Source organism: Pseudolabrys sp., from assembly GCF_035943735.1.
Lineage (GTDB): Bacteria > Pseudomonadota > Alphaproteobacteria > Rhizobiales > Xanthobacteraceae > Pseudolabrys.
On sequence record NZ_DASZBV010000025.1, the window covers coordinates 127,567 to 150,127 of the forward strand.

Consider the following 22,561-nt stretch of genomic DNA (forward strand, 5'->3'; position numbering starts at 1 on the left):
CGCAGCGTGGCATGTGAATGATGCGCTGCAGGCCCGGCACCGCACAAACTCCGAATTCTTGACGGTCGCGGATCTGCGGTGCATCGCTCGAGCGCTGCACGACGTCCGGGGCAAGCGAGCACATGATGGCCGACAAAAAAGAACTGACGTCGATGGAGCACCTCAAGGCGCGGAGCCGCTATTTGCGCGGCAACCTCGCCGAGGACATGGCCGATCCGATGACCGGCGGCGTCAGCGAGGACAGCACGCAGCTCCTCAAGTTCCACGGCATGTATCTGCAGGACGACCGTGACCTGCGGCCCGAGCGCGCCAAAAAGATGCTGGAAAAGGCGTTCGGCTTCATGATCCGCATCCGCCTGCCGGGCGGCGTCATCACGCCGAAGCAGTGGCTGGCGCTCGACGACGTCGCCCGCACCTATGCCGGCGAGACGCTGCGGCTGACCACGCGCCAGACCTTCCAGATGCACGGCGTGCTGAAGTTCAACGTCAAGACGGCGCTGAAGGCGATCAATGCGGTGGCGCTCGACACCATCGCGGCGTGCGGCGACGACAACCGCGGCGTGATGTCGGTGGCCAACCCGCACCAGTCGAAGATTCACGCCGAGGCCTACGAGCTTGCCTGCCGCACCTCGGCGCATTTCAAGCCGCAGACGCACGCCTATTACGAGATCTTCCTCGACGGCGAGAAGGTCGCCGGCGAGGGCGAGCGCGACGATGTCGAGCCGATCTACGGCAAGACCTATTTGCCGCGGAAATTCAAGATCGGCTTCGCGGTGCCGCCGTCGAACGACATCGACGTGTTCGCGCAGGATCTGGGCTTCATTGCCATCGTCGGCAAGGAGGACAAGATCGAAGGCTGGAACGTGTCGGTCGGCGGCGGCATGGGCATGACTCATGGCGAGCCGGAGACCTATCCGCGCACCGGCGACGTGCTCGGGTTCTGCCGCCCGGAGGACCTGATGGCCGTCGCCGAAGCGGTGATGACCATTCAGCGCGACTGGGGCGACCGCACCAACCGCAAGCACGCGCGGCTCAAATACACGCTCGACGACCGTGGCGCCGAAGCCTTCCGCGCCGAGATCGCCAAACGCGCCGGCAAGCCGCTCGACAAGGCCCGGCCCTATACGTTCACCTCGAACGGCGACCGCTATGGCTGGACGCAGGGCGACAACGGCAAGCACCATCTCACGCTGTTCATCGAAAATGGCCGCCTGCGCGACTTCGCGGGCGGGCACAAACTCCTCACCGGCATGCGCCGCATCGCCGAGGTGCACGAGGGCGAGATCCGCATCACGCCGAACCAGAACCTGATCATCGCCAACGTCGCCGACGACAAGCGCGCGGAGATCGAGCGGCTCGCCACGGAGCACGGCTTGAACGGCCGGGCCGGCGCCCTGCGGCGCAACGCGATGGCCTGCGTGGCGCTGCCGACCTGCGGCCTCGCGCTCGCCGAGAGCGAACGCTATTTGCCGAGTCTCATCACCAGGCTCGAGGAGCGGCTGGCCGCGCACGGGCTCGCGGAGAAAGACATTACGCTGCGCATGACCGGCTGCCCGAACGGCTGCGCGCGGCCCTACATCGCCGAGATCGGTTTGGTCGGGAAGGGACCCGGCCGGTACAACCTGTATCTCGGCGCCGCGCATGACGGCTCGCGGCTGTCGAAGCTTTACGCCGAGGAACTCGACGACGCCGGCATCGTCGCCGCGCTCGATCCGATCTTCGCCGGCTACGCCGCCAACCGGCAGAACGACGAGCACTTCGGCGACTTCTGCATCCGCGCCGGCTACGTCGCGAAGACGGTAAACGGTCTCGATTTCCACGAGAACGTGCGGGTGCCGACGACTGCGTCTGGCTAAGATTTGAGCTCCTGGGCGCGGTGCACAAAATTTCGACTATGGCCGCTCAATTCCCCGCCATCGCTCCGGCAGGCGAATCGGTCGTGTTGAAAAACAATCGTGTAATCAACGGCTTCATGCCTGGCACGCTCCTTGCTGCTCTGCAGCACGGAGCCAGTCCCGGCCGACCGGAAGCATCGATGCACGCTTTCGGCGGCCCCCAGCACAGGGAGTCGGAAGATGGATTACGTGAAGCCGGTCGATGTGGCCTCGGCCATGGTCAACACGGGACGGATGAAGCTTGGCCTGACGCCGACGGACCTGATCGTGCGCGGCGCGCTCGCAGGAAGCGTTCTCGGCGCGGCGACGAGCCTGGCCTTCACTGGCGCCTTGCAGACCGGCGTGCCGCTGGTGGGAGCGCTGATCTTCCCGGTCGGTCTCGGCATCATCGTGTTGCTCGGCCTCGATCTGGTTACCGGCAGCTTCGGACTTTTGCCGCTGCCCTGCATCGAGAAGACCGGCGACCCGCGCACGATGTTCATGAACTGGGTCTACGTGTTCATCGGCAATCTGATCGGCAGCATGGCCTATGGCGCGCTGCTGGCGATCGCGCTGACCAATTTCGGTTCGACCGCGCCGACCGGCGTCGCGGCGCAGATCATTGCCGTCGCGCAGGCGAAGACGACGGGCTACGCGGCATTCGGTTTCGCCGGCATGGTGACCGTCTTCGTCAAGGCGATGCTGTGCAACTGGATGGTCTGCCTCGCCATCGTCATGGCCATGACCAGCGCCTCGACGGTCGGCAAGCTGGCGGCGCTGTGGATGCCGATGCTGATCTTCTTCGGCCAGGGCTTCGAGCATTCGGTCGTGAATATGTTCGTGATCCCGACCGGCATGCTGATGGGCGCCAAGGTCAGCATGGCGCAGTGGTGGCTGTGGAACCAGATTCCGGTGACGCTCGGCAATCTGGTCGGCGGCTCGATCTTCACCGGGCTTGCGCTCTACCTCACGCACAAGCCGAAGGACTCCGCCCCGGCGCCGTTGACCATGCCGAGCCAGGTGCCGGCGGAATGAGCGAGGTCGACCTCAAGCCCGCGGTCGATCTGACAACCGGCGAGTTCGAGCCGGAGCAGAAGCGCTATTTCGAGGGCTTCGTCGCCGGCGTGCAGATCGCCAAGGCGGCCAAGAGCGTCGCCGGCGCGGTGGGCGGCGCGCCAGCGGCCGCGAGCGAGCCGGTCGGTCCCGATGCCGCCGCGCTGAAGGCGCAGGACCGCGTCGTGACGAGTGGCGGCAAGCTCGCCGATCAGGAGAAGGTCAAGCGCGAGCAGCACCCGTTCGACGCCTACGGGAAATTGAAGGAGCAGGCGGCGGCGAACGAATATCCGAAGCCGCCGGACAATTTTCGCTGGCGCTATTACGGGCTGTTCTACGTCGCGCCGAACCAGAACTCGTATATGTGCCGGCTGCGCATTCCGAACGGCATATTGAACTGGTTTCAGTTCGCGGGCCTGGCCGATCTCGCGCAGCGCTACGGCGGCGGCTACGCGCATGTGACGACGCGGGCCAACATCCAGATCCGCGAGATCGAGGCGAAGAATGCCGTCGCCATGGTCGAGGGCGTGCAGGATCTCGGGCTCAACTCGCGCGGCTCCGGCGCCGACAACATCCGCAATGTCACCGGCACGCCGACGGCCGGCATCGACCGCCAGGAGCTCATCGACACGCGGCCTTATGCGCGCGAGTGGCACTTCCACATCTTGAACGACCGCTCGCTCACCGGCCTGCCGCGCAAGTTCAACGTCGCCTTCGACGGCGCCGGTATCATCCCCGTGCTCGAGGACACCAACGACATCGGCTTTCAGGCGGTCGAGGTGAAGGATGGCTTCGGACTGGAGCCCGGCATCTGGTTCAAGCTGTGTCTCGGCGGCATCACCGGACATTTCGATTTCGCGCGCGACACCGGCGTGCTGGTGAAGCCCGCCGACGCCTGCATGGTGGCGGACGCGGTGGTGCGCGTGTTCGTCGAGCACGGCAACCGCACCGACCGCAATAAGGCGCGCATGAAATACGTGCTCGATGCCATCGGCATCGAGAAATACGTGGCGCTGACCGAGGAGAAATTCGGCCGCAAGTTCACTCGCGCCGTGCCCGGCGCCGTCGCGGAGCGACCCGCCTTCAGCCGAACCGCGCATATCGGCGTGCACAGGCAGAAGCAGGCGGGGTTGAATTGGATCGGCGTCGTGCTGCCGGTCGGCAAGGTGACCGTGGAGCAGATGCGCGGCCTCGCCAGCATCGCGCATGACCTCGGCGACGGCGATGTCCGCCTGACCGTCTGGCAGAACCTGCTGATCTCCGGCGTCGCCGACGACAAGGTGGCGCTCGCGTGCGACCGCATCGGATCGCTCGGGCTTGCGACCGAAACCAGCGCCCTCCGTTCCGGCCTCGTCGCCTGCACCGGCAATACCGGCTGCAAGTTCGCCGCATCGAACACCAAGAAGCACGCCGAGGACATCGCGGCCTGGTGCGAAGAGCGTGTCGCGCTCGACACGCCGGTGAACATTCATCTCACCGGCTGCCATCACTCCTGCGCGCAGCACGCGATCAGCGAAATCGGCCTCATCGCCTGCAAGGTGCAGGTGGACGAGGACGCCGATCCGGTCGAGGGCTATCACATGCTGATCGGCGGCGGCTTCGGCCCGCAGGCGGCGATCGGCCGCGAGCTCTACCGCGACGTCACCGCCGACGCCGTGCCGGGCGCGGTCGAGCGCATCCTCAAGGCCTATCTGGCGCACCGCGCTTCGAACGAGGAGAGCTTCCTCAGCTTCGCGCGGCGTCACGAGATCGACGCCTTGAAGGCGATGGCCGAACTGGAGGCCGCGGCATGAGCATGAGCCCGCGCCCGCCCATCCCGTCCTTCATCCCGGAATCGGCGCCGTTCACGCCGGAGCAGCGGACCTGGCTCAACGGGCTGTTCGCCGGTGTGTTCGGGCTGCAGGAGGGCGTTACGCCGCTGTCGCCGGCCGATGCGGCAAAGCTGCTGCCCGGCCTGCTCGATACCGGCGCGGCGCCGGCGACAACGCCCACCGAGGCCGACGACGGCGCGCCCTGGCACGACCCGGCGATGCCGATGCCCGACCGCATGAAGCTCGCCGACGGCAAGCCGCTGCCGCGCCGCATGATGGCGGCGATGGCGCAGCAGGACTGCGGCCAGTGCGGCTACAATTGCAAGGATTACGCCGACAAGCTGTTCGACAAGTCGGAGAAGCGGCTGAACCTGTGCGTGCCGGGCGGCAAGGAAACGTCCCGCATGCTCAAGCAGCTCTACGCGGAGCTCGACGGCGGCGCGTCGGCGCCTGCGGTGGAAATAGCGGAAGAGCCGAAGCGCGTCGCCTATTCGCCGCCCGGCCGCTCGCGCGACAATCCGGTCTACGCCACGTTCCTGTCGCGCCAGCGCTTGAACAAGGAGGGCTCCGAGAAGGAGACCTGGCACATCGAGATCGATCTTGCAGAGAGCGGGCTCGATTACGAGGTCGGCGATTCCTTCGGCATCTTCCCGGCCAACGCGCCGTCGCTGGTCGAGGGCGTGCTCGACGCGCTCGGCGCGCCGGGGGATTTTCCGATCGGCGACCGCACATTGCGCGAGGTGCTGACCGACGGCGTTTCGCTATCGCCTGCGCCGGACATGCTGTTCCAGCTCGTCTCCTACATCACCGGCGGCGAACGCAAGGCGAAAGCCAAGGCGCTGGCCGAAGGCAAGGACCCGGACGGCGATGCGGCATCCCTCGACGTGCTCGCGGCCCTGCACAAGTTTCCCGGCCTGCGGATGGACCCCGAAGCCTTCATCGAGGCGCTCGACCCGCTGCAACCGCGCGTCTACTCGATCTCATCGTCGCTGAAGTCCTCGCCCGGCCGCGTCACGCTGACGGTCGACGCGGTGCGCTACGAGGTCGACAAGCGCATGCGCTACGGCGTCTGCTCGACGTTCCTCGGCGGTCGCTGCAATCCCGGCGACAGGCTGCGCGTCTACGTGCAGAAGGCGCACGGCTTCGCGCTGCCGGCGGATCCGGCGAAGCCGGTGATCATGATCGGCCCCGGCACCGGCATCGCGCCGTTCCGCGCCTTCCTGCACGAACGGCAGGCGATCAAGGCCCCGGGCCGCAACTGGCTGTTCTTCGGCCACCAGCGCAGCAACCACGACTTCTTTTACGAGGAGGAGTTGACGGCGATGCGTGCGTCCGGTCACCTGACGCGGCTGACGCTCGCCTGGTCGCGCGACGCCAATGAGAAGATCTACGTGCAGCACCGCATGCGCGAGGTCGGCCGCGACATCTGGGCGTGGCTCAACGACGGCGCGCACGTCTATGTCTGCGGCGACGCGCAGCGCATGGCCAAGGATGTGGAGACCGCGCTGGTCGACATCGTCGCGCAACACGGCGGCTGCACGCCGGCGCAGGCGAAGGATTTCGTCGCCGAACTGAAGGCGAAAGGCCGCTACCAGGCGGACGTGTATTGAGAACCGAGGAAAGCCGGACGTGACTGACGATCGCACACCATCCGAAACGCGGCCCGCGCGCATGGAGCCTCTGGCGCGGCTGCCGGTGTTTCTGGCGCTCGATAACAAGCGCGCCGTGCTCGCCGGCGGCAGCGCCGCCGCCGCGTGGAAAGCGGAGCTGTTGTCGGCGGCCGGCGCGCGCGTCGACGTCTACGCGGCGGAGGTCTCCGACGAGATGGCGGCGATCGTCGCCAATCCGCCGCGCGGCGCAATCATGGTGCGCAAGCGCACCTGGAACGCCGCCGATCTCGCCGGCGCGGCGGTGGCCATCGGCGCGTTCGAGGACGACGCCTCCGCGGCCGACTTCGCCGCCGCGGCGCGCAGCGCCGGCGTGCCCGTCAACGTCATCGACCGCCCGGCCTTCTGCGACTTCGCCTTCGGCGCCATCGTCAACCGCTCGCCGCTGGTGATCGGCATCTCCACCGACGGTGCCGCGCCGGTGTTCGCGCAGGCGATCCGCGCCAAGCTCGAGGCGATGCTGCCGCAGGGCTTCGCCGCCTGGGCCGCGGCGGCGCAGCGCTGGCGCGCGGCGGTGAAGGCATCGGGCCTGCCGTTCGCCGGACGACGCAAGTTCTGGCACCTCTTCACCGCGCACGCGGTAACCCATGCGGACGTCGAGCCGAGCGATGCCGATTTCGAGCGCTTCATCGCCGAAGTGAAGGGGCAGGGCGCGGCGGTCGAGGCCGGCACGGTCACGCTGGTCGGCGCCGGGCCCGGCGATCCGGAATTGCTCACCTTGCGCGCCGTGCGCGCGCTGCAGTCCGCCGATGTGATCCTGTTCGACGATCTCGTTTCGCGCGACGTGCTCGATTTCGCCCGGCGCGAGGCGCGCAAGATGCTGGTCGGCAAGACCGGCTTCGGCCCGTCGTGCAAGCAGGAAGACATCAACGCGCTGATGGTCGGCCTGGCGAAGCAGGGCAAGCGCGTGGTGCGGTTGAAGGGCGGCGATCCCCTGATCTTCGGCCGTGCCGCGGAAGAGATCGACGCCTGCACCAAGGCGGGCATCGCCGTCGACGTCGTCCCCGGCATCACCGCGGCGCAGGGCGCGGCGGCGAGCCTCGGTCTCACGCTCACCGGCCGCGGCCATGCGCGGCGGCTGCAATACGTCACCGGCCATGCGTGCGACGGCCGCATGCCCGATGACATCGACTGGAAGGCGCTCGCCGACGCCGCCACGACGACGGCGATCTATATGCCGACGCGCACGCTCGCCGAACTGGTGACGAAGGCGCTCACCGAGGGCCTCGATCCGGCGACGCCGGCCATCGCCGTGGCCCGCGCCACCCGCCCCGATCAGCAGGTGCTGCACGCGGCGATTGGCGATCTGCCGCGCAAGCTCGCGGCGGCGGATCTGCCCGGGCCGGTGCTGGTGATGCTGGGAAGGACTATCGCTCGGGCGGACGCCGGCGCAGTTCGCGCGGCACGACAGCGGCGCGGCTGAGCGCGGCGCGACGCGACAGCCGCGGCGGCGGCTGGTGCGCCACAGGCTTGCGCTGGATGTACCGCGGCGGCCGCGCCGGTATCGGTACGGTGCGCTTCACCGCACGCACTGCCAGTTCCTTCGGCTTTTGCGGTTTGGCCGTGTGCGGGATGCCGTGCGCGGGTTGCGCAACGGCCTGTTCCGGCAACCGCGGCGCCACAGGCGTAGCCACCGGGGCGGCGGCGCTGACGCGCGCCGGCTCGGCCGCTGCCATACCCGTCGATGAGGCCGACGGGAAGGTGTCGGGCGAATAGGCCATCGCATTGTAGGTGATGGTGCGCACGGGCTCGGCCGATTCCTGGATGATGCGGTCACCCTCGCGCCGGTTCTCGTAGCTCGCCGCGTGCGCGTTGAAGCTGACGGTGAACGCCGGCTTGCCGCCGAAGGCGACCGCGGCGGCGAGGGTGCGGTCGAAGTCGCGCTTGTCGTAGGAGTCGATGCCGCGGTCGCGCAGCGCCGTCGAGAAGCTGGGATTGAGCTTGATCGCCTGGTTCATGTCGCGTGTGGCGCGCTCGAGATCGCGCTTGTCGTAATAGACGATGCCGCGATTGTAGAGCGCCAGCGCATAGCCCGGGTTAATCGTCAGCGCCTGGTTGTAGTCGGCGATGGCGCGGTCGAGATCGCCGCGGTTGCGCCAGGCGAAGCCGCGGTTGTTGTAGGCGCGCGCGTTCTTCGGATCGAGCTTGATCGCCTGGTTGAAGTCGGCGATGGCGTCGTCGAACTTCGCCTTGTCGTCGCGCGCGACGCCGCGCGCATTGTAGGCCTCGGCGAAGGCCGGATTGAGCTTGAGCGTCGCGTCGAAGTCGGCGATGGCGCGGTCGATGTCCCGCTTCTCGTAGTAGACATTGGCGCGGTTGAACAGCGCCACTGTGTAGCGGGCGTTGAGCCTGATCGCCTCGCTGAAGTCGGCGACGGCGCGGTCGAGATCGCCCTCGTTGCGATAGGCGAAGCCGCGGTTGTTGAAGGCGACCGCGTCGGTGCCATTGAGCTTGAGCGCGGTGGACAGGTCGGCGATGGCGCGGGCGTTGTCGCCGCGCAAGCCGTAGGCCGTGCCGCGGTCGTGCCAGGCGGTGGCGAGTTTGGGGTCGAGCTTGAGCGCCGCGTCAAAGTCGGCGACGGCGTGATCAAGGTCGCCCTTGAGGCGCAAGGCGACGCCACGGTCGTCGTAGAGCGCCGCGTTCCGCGGATCGAGCTTGAGCGCCTGGCTGAAATCGTTGACGGCGCGGTCGTAGTCCTGCTTTTCGCGGAAGGCGAGGGCGCGGTTCGACCAGGCGGAGGCGTCGTTCGGGTTGTAGCGGATCGCCTCGGTCAGGTCGGCTATGGCGCGGTCGTAGTCGTGCTGGGCGAAATAGGTGCTGCCGCGCTGCGCATAGGCGGCGGAGAACTTCGCATCGAGCGTGACCGCCGCGCCGAAGTCGGCGAGCGCGTGCGCGCTGTCCCCCTTGAGCCGGTAGGCGACGCCGCGATTGTAGAAGGCGGTCGCCGCCTGCGGATCGCGCTTGATGCTCTCGGAAAGGTCGGCAATGGCGCGGTCGAGATCGCCTTTGGCGCCGAAGGCGAGGCCGCGCTCGGACCAGACAGCGGCGACGGCCGGGCGCAGCTTGATCGCCTGATCGAAGTCGGCGACGGCGGCGTCGTAATCGCGCTTCGCCTCGAGCGCGCTGCCGCGGTTGTAGTAGGCGGCGGCGTAATTGGGATTGAGCTTGACCGCCTCGCCGAAGCTCTGGATGGCGCGATCGAGATCGCGCCGCTCGCGCCAGGCGAGGCCGCGATTGTACCAGGCGATGGCGTTCTTCGGATCGAACTTCACCGCCTGGTCGAAATCGGCGCCGGCGCGCTCGATGTCGCCGCGCGCGGCATAGGCGACGCCGCGGTCGTTGTGCGCCTGCGCGAAGTCAGGCTTGAGCCGCAGCGCCTGCGTCAGGTCGGCGACGGCGCGGTCGAGGTCGCGGCGGTTGGCGTAGGCGTTGGCGCGGTTGTTGAGCGCCTGCACGTCGGCCGGGCGCAGCTTGAGCGCGCTGTCGTAGTCGGCGATGGCGCCGGCATAGTCGCCCTTGTCGTATTTGGCGTTGCCGCGGTTGTAGAAGGCGGCTTCGTAGTGGCCGTCGAGCGCCAGTGCCTGGCCGTAATCCTGCAGCGCGCGGTCGCTGTCGCCCCTGGCGAGGAAGGCGATGCCGCGATTGTTGTAGGTCGGCGCGTATTTGGCGTCGGTCGCGACCGCCTGGTTGTAGTCGGCGATGGCCTTGTCGGTGTCGCCCTTGAGGCTGAAGGCGATGCCGCGGTCGTTGTAGGCGGCCGCGTCCTTGCCATCGAGCTTCACCGCCTGGGTCAGATCGGCAACCGCCTTATCGAACTCGCCCTGGCTCGACAGCGCCTTGCCGCGCGCGCCATAGGCGGCGGCGAGGTTCGGATCGAGCTTGATCGCCTGGCTGAAGTCGGCGATGGCGCGCTCGTCGTCGTGCTGCTCGTGCCAGGCGATGCCGCGGTTGTACCAGGCGCTGGCGTTCTTGCCGTCGAGCCGGATCGCCTGGTCGAGATCCTGCACCGCGCGCGCGTAGTCGCCGCGCTGGTAGCGCGCGACACCGCGGTCGTACCAGGCGCCGGCGTCCTTGGGGTCGAGGCGGATCGCCTGATCGTAGCTGGCGATGGCGCGCTCGACGTCCTGCTTCTGCAGGTAGGCGTTGCCGCGGTTGAAATAAGCGACGCCGAGATTGGGATTGATCTTCAGCGCCGCATCGAAATCGGCGATGGCCTGGTCGAGCTCGTTCTTGCCGGCGCGGGCGACGCCGCGATCGTCATAAGCGAGCGCGAACAGCGGGCTGAAGCGCAGCGGCCGCGCAGGCTCCGCCGCCTCGCGATCGTAGCCGCGCTGGGCGCGCAGGTCGCGGCTGTCGGGGCGCGGCGCGATCGAATGGCTCGGGCTGAGCTTCACCGCCATTTCGAAGTCGGCGATGGCGTGCGCCGTGTCGCGCTTGCGGTAATAGGCGAGGCCGCGGTCGTGCCAGGCGAGCGCGTCCTTGCCGTTGAGCTTGATCGCCTGGTCGAGGTCGGCGATAGCGTGGTCGAGGTCCTTCTTGTCGCTATAGGCGCCGGCGCGGTTGAAGAAGGCGACCGAATAGCCGGCGTTGATCTTGATGGCGTCGTCGAAGTCGGCGATGGCGCGGTCGTCGTTGCCCTTGCCGCGCCAGGCAAGGCCGCGATTGTTGAGCGCGATGGCGTTCTTCGGATCGAGCTTGAGCGCCTGATCGAAATCGGCGATGGCGCGGTCGTTGTCGCCTTTGCCACCGTAGGCGATGCCGCGGTCGTAGTAGCCGCGCACGTAGTTCGGATTGAGCTTGATCGCCGTGTTCAGGTCGGCGATGGCGCGGTCGTATTCGTGCTTGTCGACATAGGCGTTGCCGCGATTGCTGTAGGCCATCGCGTAGTTGGGGTCGATCTTCGCCGCCATGCTGAAATCGGCGATGGCGCGGTCGTTGTCGCCCTTGGCGCGGAAGGCGAGCCCGCGGTGGTTGTAGGCGGCGGCCAGCGCGCCGTCGAGGCGCACGGCCTGGCTGAAGTCGGCCACGGCGCGGTCGAAGTCGCGCATGTTGGCGAGCGCCTGGCCGCGGGCATTATAGGCGGCGGCGTTGGCCGGATTGAGCTTGATGACCTGATCGAGGTCCTTGAGCGCGCGCTCGTGATAGCCGAGCGTCTCCAGCGTCTCGCCGCGGTTGAACAGCGCCACCGCATAACCCGAATTGATGGTGATGGCCTGGTCGAAATCCTTGAGCGCGCGGTCGAGCTGGCCCTTGGCCTTGTAGGCCATGCCGCGGCTGTTGAGCGCCACGTCGAAATGCGGATTGGCCCCGATGGCGAGATTGTAATCGGCGATGGCGCGGTCGACATCGCCCTTCTGCTGATAGATGGCGCCGCGGTTGTTCAGCGCCACCGCGAAGGCCGGATCGAGCTTGATTGCCGAATCGAGATCGGCGAGCGCCTTGGTCAGGTCGCCCTTGCGCTTCCACAGCATGGCGCGGCTGTTGAACACGCCGGCGTAGTTGGGATTGAACCTGATCGCCTGCTCGTAATCCTGCAGCGCGCGGTCGATCTTGCCGCGCAGGGCATAGGTGTTGCCGCGCTCGGTGAAGGCGGCGGCGTTCTTCGGATCGAGCTTGATCGCCTGGTCGTAGTCGTGCACGGCGCGGTCGTAGTCGCCCTTGCGCTGATAGGCGTCGCCGCGGTCGACATAGCCGACGGTGAACTTCGGATCGATCTTGAGCGCGGTGTCGAAATCGGCGATGGCGTGGTCGTAATCGTGACGCTCGCGATAGGCGACGCCGCGGGCGTGTACCGTCGTGATGTTCTGCGGATCGAGCCGCATCGCCTGAGTCAGGTCGGCGATCGCGTGGTCGTAGTCGTGGCGGGCGTAGTTGGCCATGCCGCGGTTGAAATAAGCGCTCGCGAAGTTCGGCTTCAGCTTGAGCGCGGCGTCAAAATCCTGGAAGGCGTGCTCGTCGTCGTTGGCGCTGGCGTAGCAGAGGCCGCGGCCGTTATAGGCGTCGGCGTTCTTCGCATCGAGCTTGATCGCATGGGTAAAATCGGAGATGGCGTGGCCGCAATCGCGCTTGCCGGCGAGCGCCATGCCGCGGCTGTACCAGGCTTCGGCAAAGGCGGGGTTGGCCTTGATAGCGAGGTCGAAATCGGCGATGGCGCGCGTGTAATCGCGCTTCTTCTGGTAGGCGTTGCCGCGGTTGCTCAGCGCCGCCGCAAAGCTCGGATCGATGCGGATCGCCTGATCGAAATCAGCGATGGCGCGGTTGCTGTCGCCCTTGCCCTCATATGCCATGCCGCGGACGTTGAACGCGGCGGTGTAGTCCGGCTTGATGTTGATGGCGGTGTTGAGATCGGCGATGGCGCCGTCGAAATTGCGTTTCGCGAAGCGGGCATTGCCGCGCTCGTACCAGGCCTGGGCGTTATTGCCGTCGATCTGGACGGCCTGGTCGAAATCGGCGAGCGCGTGGTCGAGGTCGCTGCGGTCGCGATAGGCGAGGCCGCGGTTGAAGAAGGCGAGCGCATTCTTGCCGTCGAAATGGATGGCCTGTGTGAAATCGGTGATGGCGCGGTCTTCCTGCCCTTGCGCGCGCAGTACGAGGCCGCGGTTGTAGTAGGCGAGCCCGTTCTTGCCGTCGAGCTTGATCGACTGGTCGAAGTCGGCGATCGCCTTGTCCGGCTGCTGCATCGCCGCGTAGACGACGCCGCGATTGTAGCGCGACAGCGCGTCCTTCGGGTCGAGCTTGACCGCCTGCGTGAGGTCGCTCAGCGCCTTCTTGTAATCGCGCTTGTCGAACCAGGAGATGCCGCGGTCATAATAGGCCAGCGCGTAGCCGCTATCGAGACTGATCGCCTTGTCGTAGTTGGCGATGGCGCGGTCGTAATCGTGCTTGTCGTAATAGGCGTTGCCGCGGTTGTAGTAGGCGAGGACGTAGTTCGGGTTGAGCAGGACGGCCTGATCGTAATCCTTGATGGCGCGGTCGGTCTCGCCGCGATTGCGGTAGGCGAGGCCGCGGTTGTTGTAGGCGAAGCCGTCGCGCGGATCGAGCAGGATGGCCTGGTCGAAGTCCTGGATGGCGCGCTCGACGTCGCCCTTCGAGGCGTAGGCGATGCCGCGGTCGTTCAGGGCGAGAATGAAATTCGGGTTGAGCTTGATCGCCTGGTCGAAATCCTGGATGGCGCGCTCGTAGTCGCGGATGTCGCGGTAGGCGAGGCCGCGCGCGTGGTAGGCGAGCGAGTCGCCGGGATTCAGTTTGATGGCGCGGTCGTAGTCGGGAATGGCGCGGTCAGGCTCGCCCTTGGCGCGGTAGGCCATGCCGCGGTTGAAGAACGGCAGCTGGGAATTCGGCGTGAGGCGAACGGCCTGGTTGAGGACGTCGATCGCGTGCGCGTAATCGCGCCGGTCGTAATAGAGATGGCTCAGAATGTTGAGGGCGTTGGCGTTGTGTTTGTCGAACTTGACCGCCTGTTCGAGATCCTGCACCGCGTGGTCGGGATCGCCGCGGTCACGGTAGGTGAGGCCGCGGTTGTAGAAGGCGTCGGCGGCATGGCTGTCGAGCTGGATCGCCTGGTCGAAATCCAGGATCGCCTGATCGGCGCTGCCCTTGGCGCGATAGGCCTTGCCGCGGTTGGCGTAGGCGACGGCTTTCTGGTGCTTGTTCTTGCTCGCATCGATGACGGCGGAGCAGGTGCTGATGCGCAAGTCGGCGGCGATGTCGCCGGTCGATTCACAGGTGCGAATCTGCTCGCGCGACGGGCCATGCGAGGCCGGCGCGGCAAGCGCCGCCGGCGCGTTCAGCGCACCGAGCGCCGCCGCCGAAAGCACCATCGCAATGGGGCGCACATTCCAAATCATCGCGCCTCGCCGGATCCTTCGGCGCCCGCACCGCGCGGCAGACGCCGTGATCGAAAATAGACGCGAGAGTGTGCATCTTGATACCGACCCGTCGAGGTCTTGCCGGGATTAAGATTACCTGGAAACGATAAATGCGGCCCCGTTAGTGATGAATCGCAATTGGGCGCGGGGGCCGGCAGAGCAAATTGCAATCGGCAAAAGAAAATGCGCCGCGTCGTGGACGCGGCGCATCGGTTCGCGAAATAGGCATCAGCGCAGCGGCGCTTCTTCCTTCGCCAGGGCGGCGGCCTTTGCCGCCTTGATCATGTCGTCGAGCACGTATTGCGGCGGCATCACGTAGGCCAGCACCTTGCTCTTCGGATAGGTGGACTGGCGCACGGCGTTGCCGTGATTGCCGGAGACGACGATGGGGTTGCCCTGGCCATCGGTGCCGCGCACGACGCCGACATGGCCGTTGTTCGGGCCCTTGCGCCACATGATGGCGATGGCGCCGACGCGCGGGCCGTCGAGCTTCTTGCCGAAGTCGAGGAAGGAGCGGGCGGCGCGCGAATGCGTACCTTTACCGCCGGCCTTGCGCAGAACCATGTTCATGAAATCGGCGCACCACAATTTGGTCGGCAGGCCAAGCTGCCGCGCCGACTTGCCGCGATAGCGCAGTGCCTCGAGCAGCACCGCGGCGGCGCCCGGCACCTGCGCGGCCGCTTCGGCGGCGTCGGTGCGGCTGCGCGCGATCGGCTCCAGCGGCTCGATATTGGCAAAGCGGCCGTTCGGCTTCGTCGCGGTGGCGTGCGCAGGCAGCGCGGTGGCGACCGCGACGGCACAGGCGACCAGAACGGAAATCGACGGTTTCATCTTTAAATTCCCGCCCCCCGGCGGACCTCCACATCGTCTTCCACGCGATCGACCGGGATCGCAAAATTGATGTCCGGACTGTCGCGGAGCGATTTGGTTACCGCAAGATCGGCGAGGTCGCAGGCGCGGTGGAGGTGCGATTATGGTTAACCGCCGTTAAGCGCTGTCCCATGCGGGGACATTCCGCGCAACTCAGCGGAGGTGGTAGCGCAACGGCACAACGACAGGGATGAGTACGCCGGCGACTTCGGGCGGCGGCGGCGGCAAAGGAGCGGCGCGGGCGACCCACGCGAGCGCGTCGCGATCGAGCAAAGCGGAGCCGGTGCCGCGCACCAGGCGCATGCGATGCACGCCGCCGCGGCGGTCGACGCTGAAGCCGACTTCGGCGTCGCCCTGATCGCCGCGCTCTTTCGCCTCCGCTGGATAGCTTTTGTAACGCTCGATCTGCGCCACCAGCCGCGAGCGCCAGTTCGGCACGGCGTCGGGATCGCGCGATACCGGGCCGGGCGCGGCGGTCCGCGCGTGCGCGGCGCGGCGCTCCGCTTGCGGCGCGGCAGTGGCGAGGCTGGCGTGGCGCTCATGCGGCGCAGGACGCTCGGTCTTGCGCAAGATGGGTTTCGCCGGCCGCTCGACCGGGCGCGCCGGCGGCAGTACGGAGAGCGCGTCCGGCAACGGCGCTTCCGGGGCGACGATCGGCTGTGCGTCCGCGGCGGCCGGCTTGGGCGCGGCCTCCGTTTGCGCCTGGCTGGCGACGGGGGCGGGCGGCAGTTCGGTCGGCTTCGGTTCGGGCGCGGCCGGCGCCGGCGCCAATGTCACCATGATGAGCGGGCCGCCGGCGGGCGTCTCGGGCGGCGCGGCCGACCAGTGCGCGAGCAGCGCGGTCGCGGCCATGGCATGCACGCCGAGCACCAGCGCGAAGCAGGCGCCCCAGCGTGCAAGGTTGCCCGCCGTGCTCATGGCGACGGCGCACCTTCGAGCCCGACCAGCGCGACGTCGAGATAGCCGGCGCTGCGCAGCGCGTTCATGACATTCATGAGGTCGCCGTAGGGCACCGCTCTGTCGGCGCGCAGGTAGACGCGCTGCTTGCGGTCGCTTTTTGTCGCGGCGTCGAGCGCGGCGGCAAGGCCGTCTCGCGTCACGGCCTTGTCGTCGAGCGTCAGGGCGAGGTCCGGCTTGAGCGTGAGCGTCAACGGCTTGTCCGGCTGCGGCGTGCGCTCGGCATTGGTCGATGGCAGATTGACGGCGATGTCCGCGGTCGCCAGCGGCGCCGCGATCATGAAGATGATCAGCAGCACCAGCATCACGTCGATGAACGGCGTGACGTTGATCTCGTGCATCTCGTCGAGCGCGTCGGCGCCGTGATCGAGCCGTAGCGCCATGACCTCACTCCGCGGCGGCGCGGCGCGCCGCATTCGGCATGGCATCGCGATCGAGGTCGCGGCTGACGAGACGCAGCACCGCGGCGCTGGCATCGGCGTGCTGCGCGCGATAGCCGGCGGTCCAGCGCGACAACAGATTGTACATGACCACCGCCGGGATGGCGGCGACGAGGCCGAGCGCGGTGGCGAGCAGGGCCTCGGCAATGCCGGGCGCGACCACCGCGAGATTTGTGGTGTGCGCCTTCGAGATGCCGATGAAGCTGTTCATGATGCCCCAGACGGTGCCGAACAGGCCGACGAAGGGCGCGGTGGCGCCGATGCTGGCAAGGATGCCGGTGCCGCGGATCATGCGCCGCGCCGCAGCTGCCTCCAGCCGCTCGAGCCGCGAGGCGACGCGTTCCTTGATGCCGTCGGCCGCCGGCGCATCGGCGGAGAGGGATAGCTCCGTCTCGGCGGCAGCGACCAGCGCCGCGGCGCCGTCGGCTTGCGCAGCGGACACATCGGTCAGGGAGCGCGCATCGGCCAGAGCGCGGATCGCCCGCCGCATGCGGGCGCGCGCGGCGACGAGCTCGACCGACTTGGCGAGCCAGATGGTCCAGCTCACCACCGAGGCGAAGAGGAGGCCGACCATCACCAGCTTCACGACGATGTCGGCATTGAGGAACATGCCCCAAGGCGACAGGTCGCGCGGCAGCGCCAGCACCGTGTCCGGCGTCGGCACCTGCGCCCAGGCAGGCGCCAGCGCCGCGACGGCAGCGGTCAGGCAAAGAAGGCGGCGCGGTGTTCGGCTCATGTCGCTTGTCTCGGGGCTCGGCCGTCCTTTGTACCCCATTTGCGACTTCCTGCGGGCGGCGCAAAGCTGCCCCGCGCGGACGAATTTTAGCGCCGGCGCGATTGTATTGCCGTGCCCGGTTCGGGCAACGTGCCGCGGCCGGGAGACCCGGCTCATTTCATCGCTTTGCGAGGACAGTCATGCCCTATTCCATGTCACAGGTCGCGTTGCCGACCTTCGAGATCGGCCTCAACGCCCTGAGCGGCGTACTCGACAAGGCGGCCGCGCACGCCGCCGCCAAGAAAATCGACCCGGCCGTCCTGCTCGGCTGGCGGCTGGCGCCGGATATGTTCGCGCTGACCAAGCAGGTGCAGGTCGTCTGCGACCAGGCCAAGAACGGCGGCGCGCGGCTCGCGGGGATCGAGCCGCCCAAGTTCGAGGACAAGGAGACGACGCTCGAGCAGCTGAAGGACCGCATCGCTCGGACGCTCGCCTTCGTGAAGGGGCTCGACGCCAAGGCGATCGACGGCGCCGCCGAGCGCACCATCACCTTTCCGCTCGGGCCCGAGAAAAAGGGGCAGATGAGCGGCGCCGACTATCTCAACCACTTCGTGCTGCCGAATTTCTATTTCCATCTCACCGCGGCCTACGCGGTGGTGCGCAACTTCGGCGCCGACGTCGGCAAGCGCGATTTCCTCGGCGGCATTCCGATGAAGATCAGCTGAGCGGGCACGGACCCGCCCAAAATGCGAAACCGCCTCGCCGTTGCCGGCGAGGCGGTTTGCGAGCGGCTTTGATGGCTGCTCGTCAGTCGCGATAGGAAACGACGTCGCTGCGGCCGCGATAGCCGCCTTCGCCGCCGTAACCGCAGTTGCAGTTCACGCCGCGCACTTCGCGCCGCTCCAGCACATGGCGGACGCTGCCCTCTGCCGTGCGGTTGACCACCTCGACGTGGCGCTCCTCACGGTACTTATTGGTCGTGTTGACCTTGTGCAGGAGGACGTCGCGCACGACTGTGTTCGTGCGGTGCACGACCACTTCGCGATTGATCACCGGCCGCACATGCACGACGAGCCGGTTTTCCTGGATCAGGCGGGTATTGCCGCGCACGACCCGGGTCTGATTGACGACCCGCTCATGCGTGACGACGCGCGGCGCCAGACGCTCGTAGCGACGCGTGTTGTATTCGGAGTCCGGGCGCCGGCAGTTACAGACGGTGTCCCAGTGATAGCCGCCTTGTGCCTGAGCCAGATCCGGAGTGATACCCGCCAGCCCGAGGACAAGCAGGGCACCGTAGAACGCTTTGTACAGTGGTTTCATTGTCAACGCCCCGTTAACCATATAAGTGTTGCCGCTATCTCCATTTTTTCTTCGTTAACCATGTTTGTAAAGGGGGCACGGGGCGATGTTTCCGGTCTGTTTCCACCGCCCCGGAAGGGGTCGAAATTGCAATAGATAGGCCCCGGAGACGGATCCCCGGGGCCCGAGCCGCAAGATGTAGTCGAACGCCGACGTTTTATTTCAAATTGTACTGAATTATTTTTTCAGCCGCGCCGTCGCATCCTTCACCAGCGACAGGTCGGAGTACTTCTTGACGTCGAGCTTCTGCTTGATGAAGCCGAGCTGCTGCGTGGCATCCATGTTGCGCTGGAGCGCGTCCAGATTGGGCATCATATCCGGGTCGCGATACGCATCGGCCTTGGTGAAGAGCCAGCCGAAGCGCTCCGGCGGCGCCTTGGTGATCTTCGACGCGATCTTGGCCGCCTCGTCGTGGTTCTTCGGGTCGAGATACCAGTGAACGATGCGCAGCATGTCTTCCATGTAATCGACCATGGCGGCGCGGTTCTTGTCGATGAAGGACTTGCGCGCGGCCAGCACGATCATCTGCGTGACGCCGAGCGCGTCGCTCTGATGAAAGAGGATCTTGCCGTCCGAGCGTAGCTTCGGATTGAGCGCGAAGGGCAGCACGCCGGGGATCAGGTCGGCCTTCTTCTCCAGCAGCATCGCCGGCATCGCCGGCAGGGGTCCTTCGAGCATGGTGTAGTCGCGCTTGTCCTCGAGGCCGTGCTTGTGCAGCATCGCGCGCGCGGCGATGTCGACCGCGCTGCCGGCGCCGTTGGTGCCGATCACCTTGCCCTTGAGGTCCTCGATCTTGTTGATGTTGGCGTCCTTGCGGACATAGAACTCGGTGCTGAAATATCCGGGCACGCCGTCCTGGAATTCGTCGGCGATCACGCGCATGTCGAGGCCCGCGTTCTCGATCGCCAGCCCCAGCGAGGAATAGGCGAGGCTCGCCACTTCCAGCTCGTTGTTCGCGAGCGCCGTGATCATCTGCGGCGTGCCCTGATAGTGCACCGTCTCGAGCGTGTAGGACTTGCCCATATGCGTGGCCAGGTCCTTCTTCTCCATGACGATGGAGGCCCAGTTGGCGAGCGGGGCCACCCACGACATCCGGATCTTGACCGGCTCGGCGCTCGCGGACGCGGCGCCGAGTACGGTCAGCGCGAAGACGCCGGCCGCCGTGACCTTCATGAAATTCCGAAAACGCATGTCATCCTCCCTTGAAGCCGGGCGTCGCGTCCCGGCACGTTTCCCGCCGCGCTCCTGTGGCGCCTATTTCAGGCGCTTGGCGGCTTCCTGCACGAGGCTCAGGTCGGCGTGCTTGGACACGTCGACCGACTGCTTGACGAAGCCCAGATCGCGGACAAGGTTCACGTTCTGCTGCAGCACCTTCAGGTTGGGCAGCATGTCCCGGCTGCGGTAGTTGTCCTGCTTGGTGAACACCCAGCCGAAGCGCTCGGGCGGCTGCTTGGTCATCTTGGCGCAGATTTCCTCGACTTCCTTGTGATTGGCGGGGTCGAGATACCAGCGCACGATGCGCAGCGAATCCTCCATGAAGTCGATCATCGCGGCGCGGTGCTTCTCGATGAAGCCCTTGCGCGCGACCCACATCGAGAACTGCGTAATGCCGACCGCGTCCTTGGTGGTAAACAGCGTCTTGGCTGACTTGCGCAGCTCCGGATTGAGCGCGAAGGGCAGCACCGCCGAAATCAGGTCGGCCTTCTTCTGCGCCAGCATCGCCGCCATGGTCGGAAACGGCGCCTCGATGACGGTGTAGTCGCGCTTGTCCTCGAGCTTGTGCTTGCGCAGCATGGCGCGCATGGCGATGTCGACGGCGCTGCCGGCGACGTTGGTCGCCAGCACCTTGCCCTTGAGATCGTCGACGGTTTTGACCGGTCCGTCCTTGGCCACCATGTATTCGTTGCTGTAGTAGCCCGGATTGCCGTCCTGGAATTCGTCGGCGATGACGCGCAGATCGTCGAGCCCGGCGTTCTGGATCGCCAGCGGCAGCGTCGGGTAGGTCAGGTCGGCGACTTCGAGCTCGTTGTTGGCGAGCGCGGTGATCAGCGCGGGCGTGCCGGCGAAACGAATCGCCTCGAGCGTGTAGGATTTGCCGAGATGCTTGGCCAGATCCTTCTTGGCCTCGATCATCGGCGCCCAGTTGGCGACCGGCACGACGTAGGACAAGCGGATCTTGACGGGCTCGGCTTGCGCGATCCCGACGAACAGGCCGAATGCGCACGCGCCGGCCAGCACGTTCTTGAAAAACCGCATCGCTTCCTCCCGGTATCGCCGCGCTTGCGCGTTTACTGGCAAACTTCGCGACCGGCAGATTGTCGGGGGTCCAACCGATTTTGGCAAGCGCGACGGAGGGCCGTTTCGCCCGCCATCCGATACAGAGGGTCAGGCCGTGCTGGGGTCGTGGGCTTCCTGGTGCCAGATCAGCAGCCGCCGGCGCAGCAGCGCCATGGCCTTGACCAGTACGTAGCCGACGACGGCGATCTCGACGATGCCGGCGAAGACGCCGGGCGAGTTGGCGAAGCGCGAGGCGGTGATCATGGCGCCGCCCAGGCCGTAACCGCCCATCAGCATCTCGGTGACCACCGCGACGATGAGGGAGAGCGGCAGCGAGACCTGAAGCCCGGTCATGATTTGCGGCAGCGCCGCCGGCAGCACGATTTGCCAAAGCATCTCGCGCTCGCCGGCGCCCATGTTGCGCGCCGACCAGAGCAATTCGCGCTCGACGCCTTGAATGCCGATCATGGTCGCGGCGATGACCGGGAAGATGGCGTCGAACACGATCATCGTGATCTTCGAGGTGTCGTAGAGGCCGAGCCAGAGAATGATCACCGGCAGGAAGGCGATCTTCGGCATGGGGAAGCCCATCGACACCAGCGGATCGAAGAACCAATGCGCGAGGCGGATGCGCGCCATGGCCGTGCCGATGAGGACGCCGACGACGGCGGCGATGGCGAAGCCGGCGAGTGCCCGGTAGAGCGTGAGCGCCGTGTTGATCCAGAGGTCGCCGGCGACGGCGTCGGTCCAGATGCGCCCGACCACGACGCTGAAGGCCGGCAGTTGGAACGGCGTCAGGGTGCCACTGCGCGCGGCGATCTCCCAGGCAGCGAGCAGGACGACGACGGAGCTCGCCTTTACGCCGAAGCGCAGGCTCGCCCGCAGCGCGCGCAGGCTTATCGCCTCCTGAATCGGCAACTGTTCTATTGTCGCCATATCAGCACCCTGTGCGCGAGCATCTGATAGGCGCGGTCGGCGGCGAAGCCGAGGAAGGCGACGGTGAGCACCACCGCGTACATGGCGTCGTAGCTGCCGTTGGCGCCGAGATAGCCGATCAGGTAGCCGAAGCCCTTCTGCGCGACGATCAGTTCCGACGACACCAGCAGGATGAAGGACAAGGCCAGCGCCGTGCGGATGCCGTTGAGCAGTTCCGGCAGGGCGCTCGGCAGCGCCACGTCCCAGATCAGCCGCAGGCGGCTCGCGCCCATGCTGCGTGCCGACCAGAGGAGCTGCTGCTCGCTCGCGCGCGCGCCGTTGAATGCGCCGAGCGTCACCGGCAGCATGCAGCCGAGGAAGATGAGCAGGATCTTGGAGCCGTCACCGAAGCCGAGCCAGATCACGGTGACCGGGATGAGCGCCGATTTCGGCAAGGGATAGAAGATCTCGACGATCGGCGCCAGCAGCACGTTGACCGGCTTCCACCACGCCATCGCCAGCCCGAGGACGGCGCCGATGACCACCGCGAGGCCGAGCCCGGCGGCGGCGCGATAGAGCGAAGTCAGGCCGTTGGTCACGAGTTCGCCGTCGCGGATCATGTCGATGCCGGACTTGATGACGTCTGACAAAGGCGGCAGCGACATGCTCGACACGAGGCCGAGCCGCGAGCTCGCCTCCCAGACGACGGCGATGATCACGAGCGGCAGATAGCGGACGATCAGCTTCATGCCGTC

General features: G+C 66.8%; 16 protein-coding genes. 6 read left to right on the forward strand and 10 right to left on the reverse strand.

The genetic code is table 11. From position 1 onward, the window contains the following. Positions 1–71 precede the first annotated feature (71 nt). The 5 genes from VGV41_RS19170 to cysG all read left to right on the forward strand — a co-directional run bounded on the left by VGV41_RS19170 (position 72) and on the right by cysG (position 7,828). Complete coding sequence (locus VGV41_RS19170) at positions 72–1,856, forward strand: NADPH-dependent assimilatory sulfite reductase hemoprotein subunit (protein ID WP_414705163.1); 1,785 nt, start codon at positions 72–74, stop codon at positions 1,854–1,856. 219 nt (positions 1,857–2,075) lie between these two features. Further along, positions 2,076–2,909: a formate/nitrite transporter family protein gene (locus tag VGV41_RS19175; protein WP_326865621.1), complete on the forward strand. Its 834-nt coding sequence runs from the start codon at positions 2,076–2,078 to the stop codon at positions 2,907–2,909. Continuing rightward, the gene (locus VGV41_RS19180; protein WP_326865622.1) at positions 2,906–4,720 is read left to right on the forward strand and encodes a NirA family protein; all 1,815 of its coding nucleotides are present in this window, start codon (positions 2,906–2,908) and stop codon (positions 4,718–4,720) included. The genes VGV41_RS19175 and VGV41_RS19180 overlap by 4 nt, the downstream gene beginning before the upstream one ends. Further along, positions 4,717–6,348, forward strand: a complete 1,632-nt coding sequence (locus tag VGV41_RS19185) for a sulfite reductase subunit alpha (RefSeq protein WP_326865623.1) — start codon at positions 4,717–4,719, stop codon at positions 6,346–6,348. The genes VGV41_RS19180 and VGV41_RS19185 overlap by 4 nt, the downstream gene beginning before the upstream one ends. A gap of 19 nt (positions 6,349–6,367) precedes the next feature. Next, positions 6,368–7,828, forward strand: coding sequence for a siroheme synthase CysG (cysG, locus tag VGV41_RS19190; protein ID WP_326865624.1), 1,461 nt, complete (start codon positions 6,368–6,370; stop codon positions 7,826–7,828). Here the strand turns inward: cysG and VGV41_RS19195 are convergent. The 5 genes from VGV41_RS19195 to exbB all read right to left on the reverse strand — a co-directional run bounded on the left by VGV41_RS19195 (position 7,773) and on the right by exbB (position 17,276). After that, positions 7,773–14,252, reverse strand: coding sequence for a tetratricopeptide repeat protein (locus VGV41_RS19195; RefSeq protein ID WP_326865625.1), 6,480 nt, complete (start codon positions 14,250–14,252; stop codon positions 7,773–7,775). The two genes, cysG and VGV41_RS19195, sit on opposite strands and share 56 nt — an antisense overlap. 249 nt (positions 14,253–14,501) lie before the next feature. Then, complete coding sequence (locus VGV41_RS19200) at positions 14,502–15,104, reverse strand: TIGR02594 family protein (protein WP_326865626.1); 603 nt, start codon at positions 15,102–15,104, stop codon at positions 14,502–14,504. A gap of 192 nt (positions 15,105–15,296) precedes the next feature. Next, positions 15,297–16,061 (reverse strand): TonB family protein, encoded by a 765-nt coding sequence (locus tag VGV41_RS19205; protein WP_326865628.1) that lies wholly within the window; start codon positions 16,059–16,061, stop codon positions 15,297–15,299. Beyond that, on the reverse strand, positions 16,058–16,483 hold the full coding sequence (gene exbD, locus VGV41_RS19210; RefSeq protein ID WP_326865629.1) for a TonB system transport protein ExbD: 426 nt from the start codon (positions 16,481–16,483) through the stop codon (positions 16,058–16,060). Before exbD ends, VGV41_RS19205 begins: the two co-directional genes overlap by 4 nt. Before the next feature lie 4 nt (positions 16,484–16,487). Next, positions 16,488–17,276 (reverse strand): tonB-system energizer ExbB, encoded by a 789-nt coding sequence (gene exbB, locus VGV41_RS19215; RefSeq protein WP_326865630.1) that lies wholly within the window; start codon positions 17,274–17,276, stop codon positions 16,488–16,490. 179 nt (positions 17,277–17,455) lie between these two features. Here exbB and VGV41_RS19220 point away from each other — a divergent pair, with 179 nt between their 5' ends. After that, a complete protein-coding gene (locus VGV41_RS19220) occupies positions 17,456–17,980 on the forward strand; it encodes a DUF1993 domain-containing protein (protein WP_326865631.1) in 525 nt (174 codons plus the stop codon). Between the two features lie 82 nt (positions 17,981–18,062). Here VGV41_RS19220 and VGV41_RS19225 read toward each other — a convergent pair whose 3' ends face one another. From VGV41_RS19225 to VGV41_RS19245, 5 genes are all read right to left on the reverse strand, one after another. Next, positions 18,063–18,575, reverse strand: coding sequence for a hypothetical protein (locus VGV41_RS19225; protein ID WP_326865632.1), 513 nt, complete (start codon positions 18,573–18,575; stop codon positions 18,063–18,065). 216 nt (positions 18,576–18,791) lie between these two features. Beyond that, complete coding sequence (locus tag VGV41_RS19230) at positions 18,792–19,805, reverse strand: ABC transporter substrate-binding protein (RefSeq protein WP_326865633.1); 1,014 nt, start codon at positions 19,803–19,805, stop codon at positions 18,792–18,794. A gap of 63 nt (positions 19,806–19,868) precedes the next feature. Next, the gene (locus tag VGV41_RS19235; protein WP_326865634.1) at positions 19,869–20,870 is read right to left on the reverse strand and encodes an ABC transporter substrate-binding protein; all 1,002 of its coding nucleotides are present in this window, start codon (positions 20,868–20,870) and stop codon (positions 19,869–19,871) included. A 129-nt stretch (positions 20,871–20,999) separates the two neighbouring features. Beyond that, on the reverse strand, positions 21,000–21,827 hold the full coding sequence (locus VGV41_RS19240) for an ABC transporter permease (RefSeq protein WP_326865635.1): 828 nt from the start codon (positions 21,825–21,827) through the stop codon (positions 21,000–21,002). Continuing rightward, positions 21,815–22,555, reverse strand: a complete 741-nt coding sequence (locus tag VGV41_RS19245; protein ID WP_326865636.1) for an ABC transporter permease — start codon at positions 22,553–22,555, stop codon at positions 21,815–21,817. The genes VGV41_RS19240 and VGV41_RS19245 overlap by 13 nt, the downstream gene beginning before the upstream one ends. Positions 22,556–22,561 lie beyond the last annotated feature (6 nt).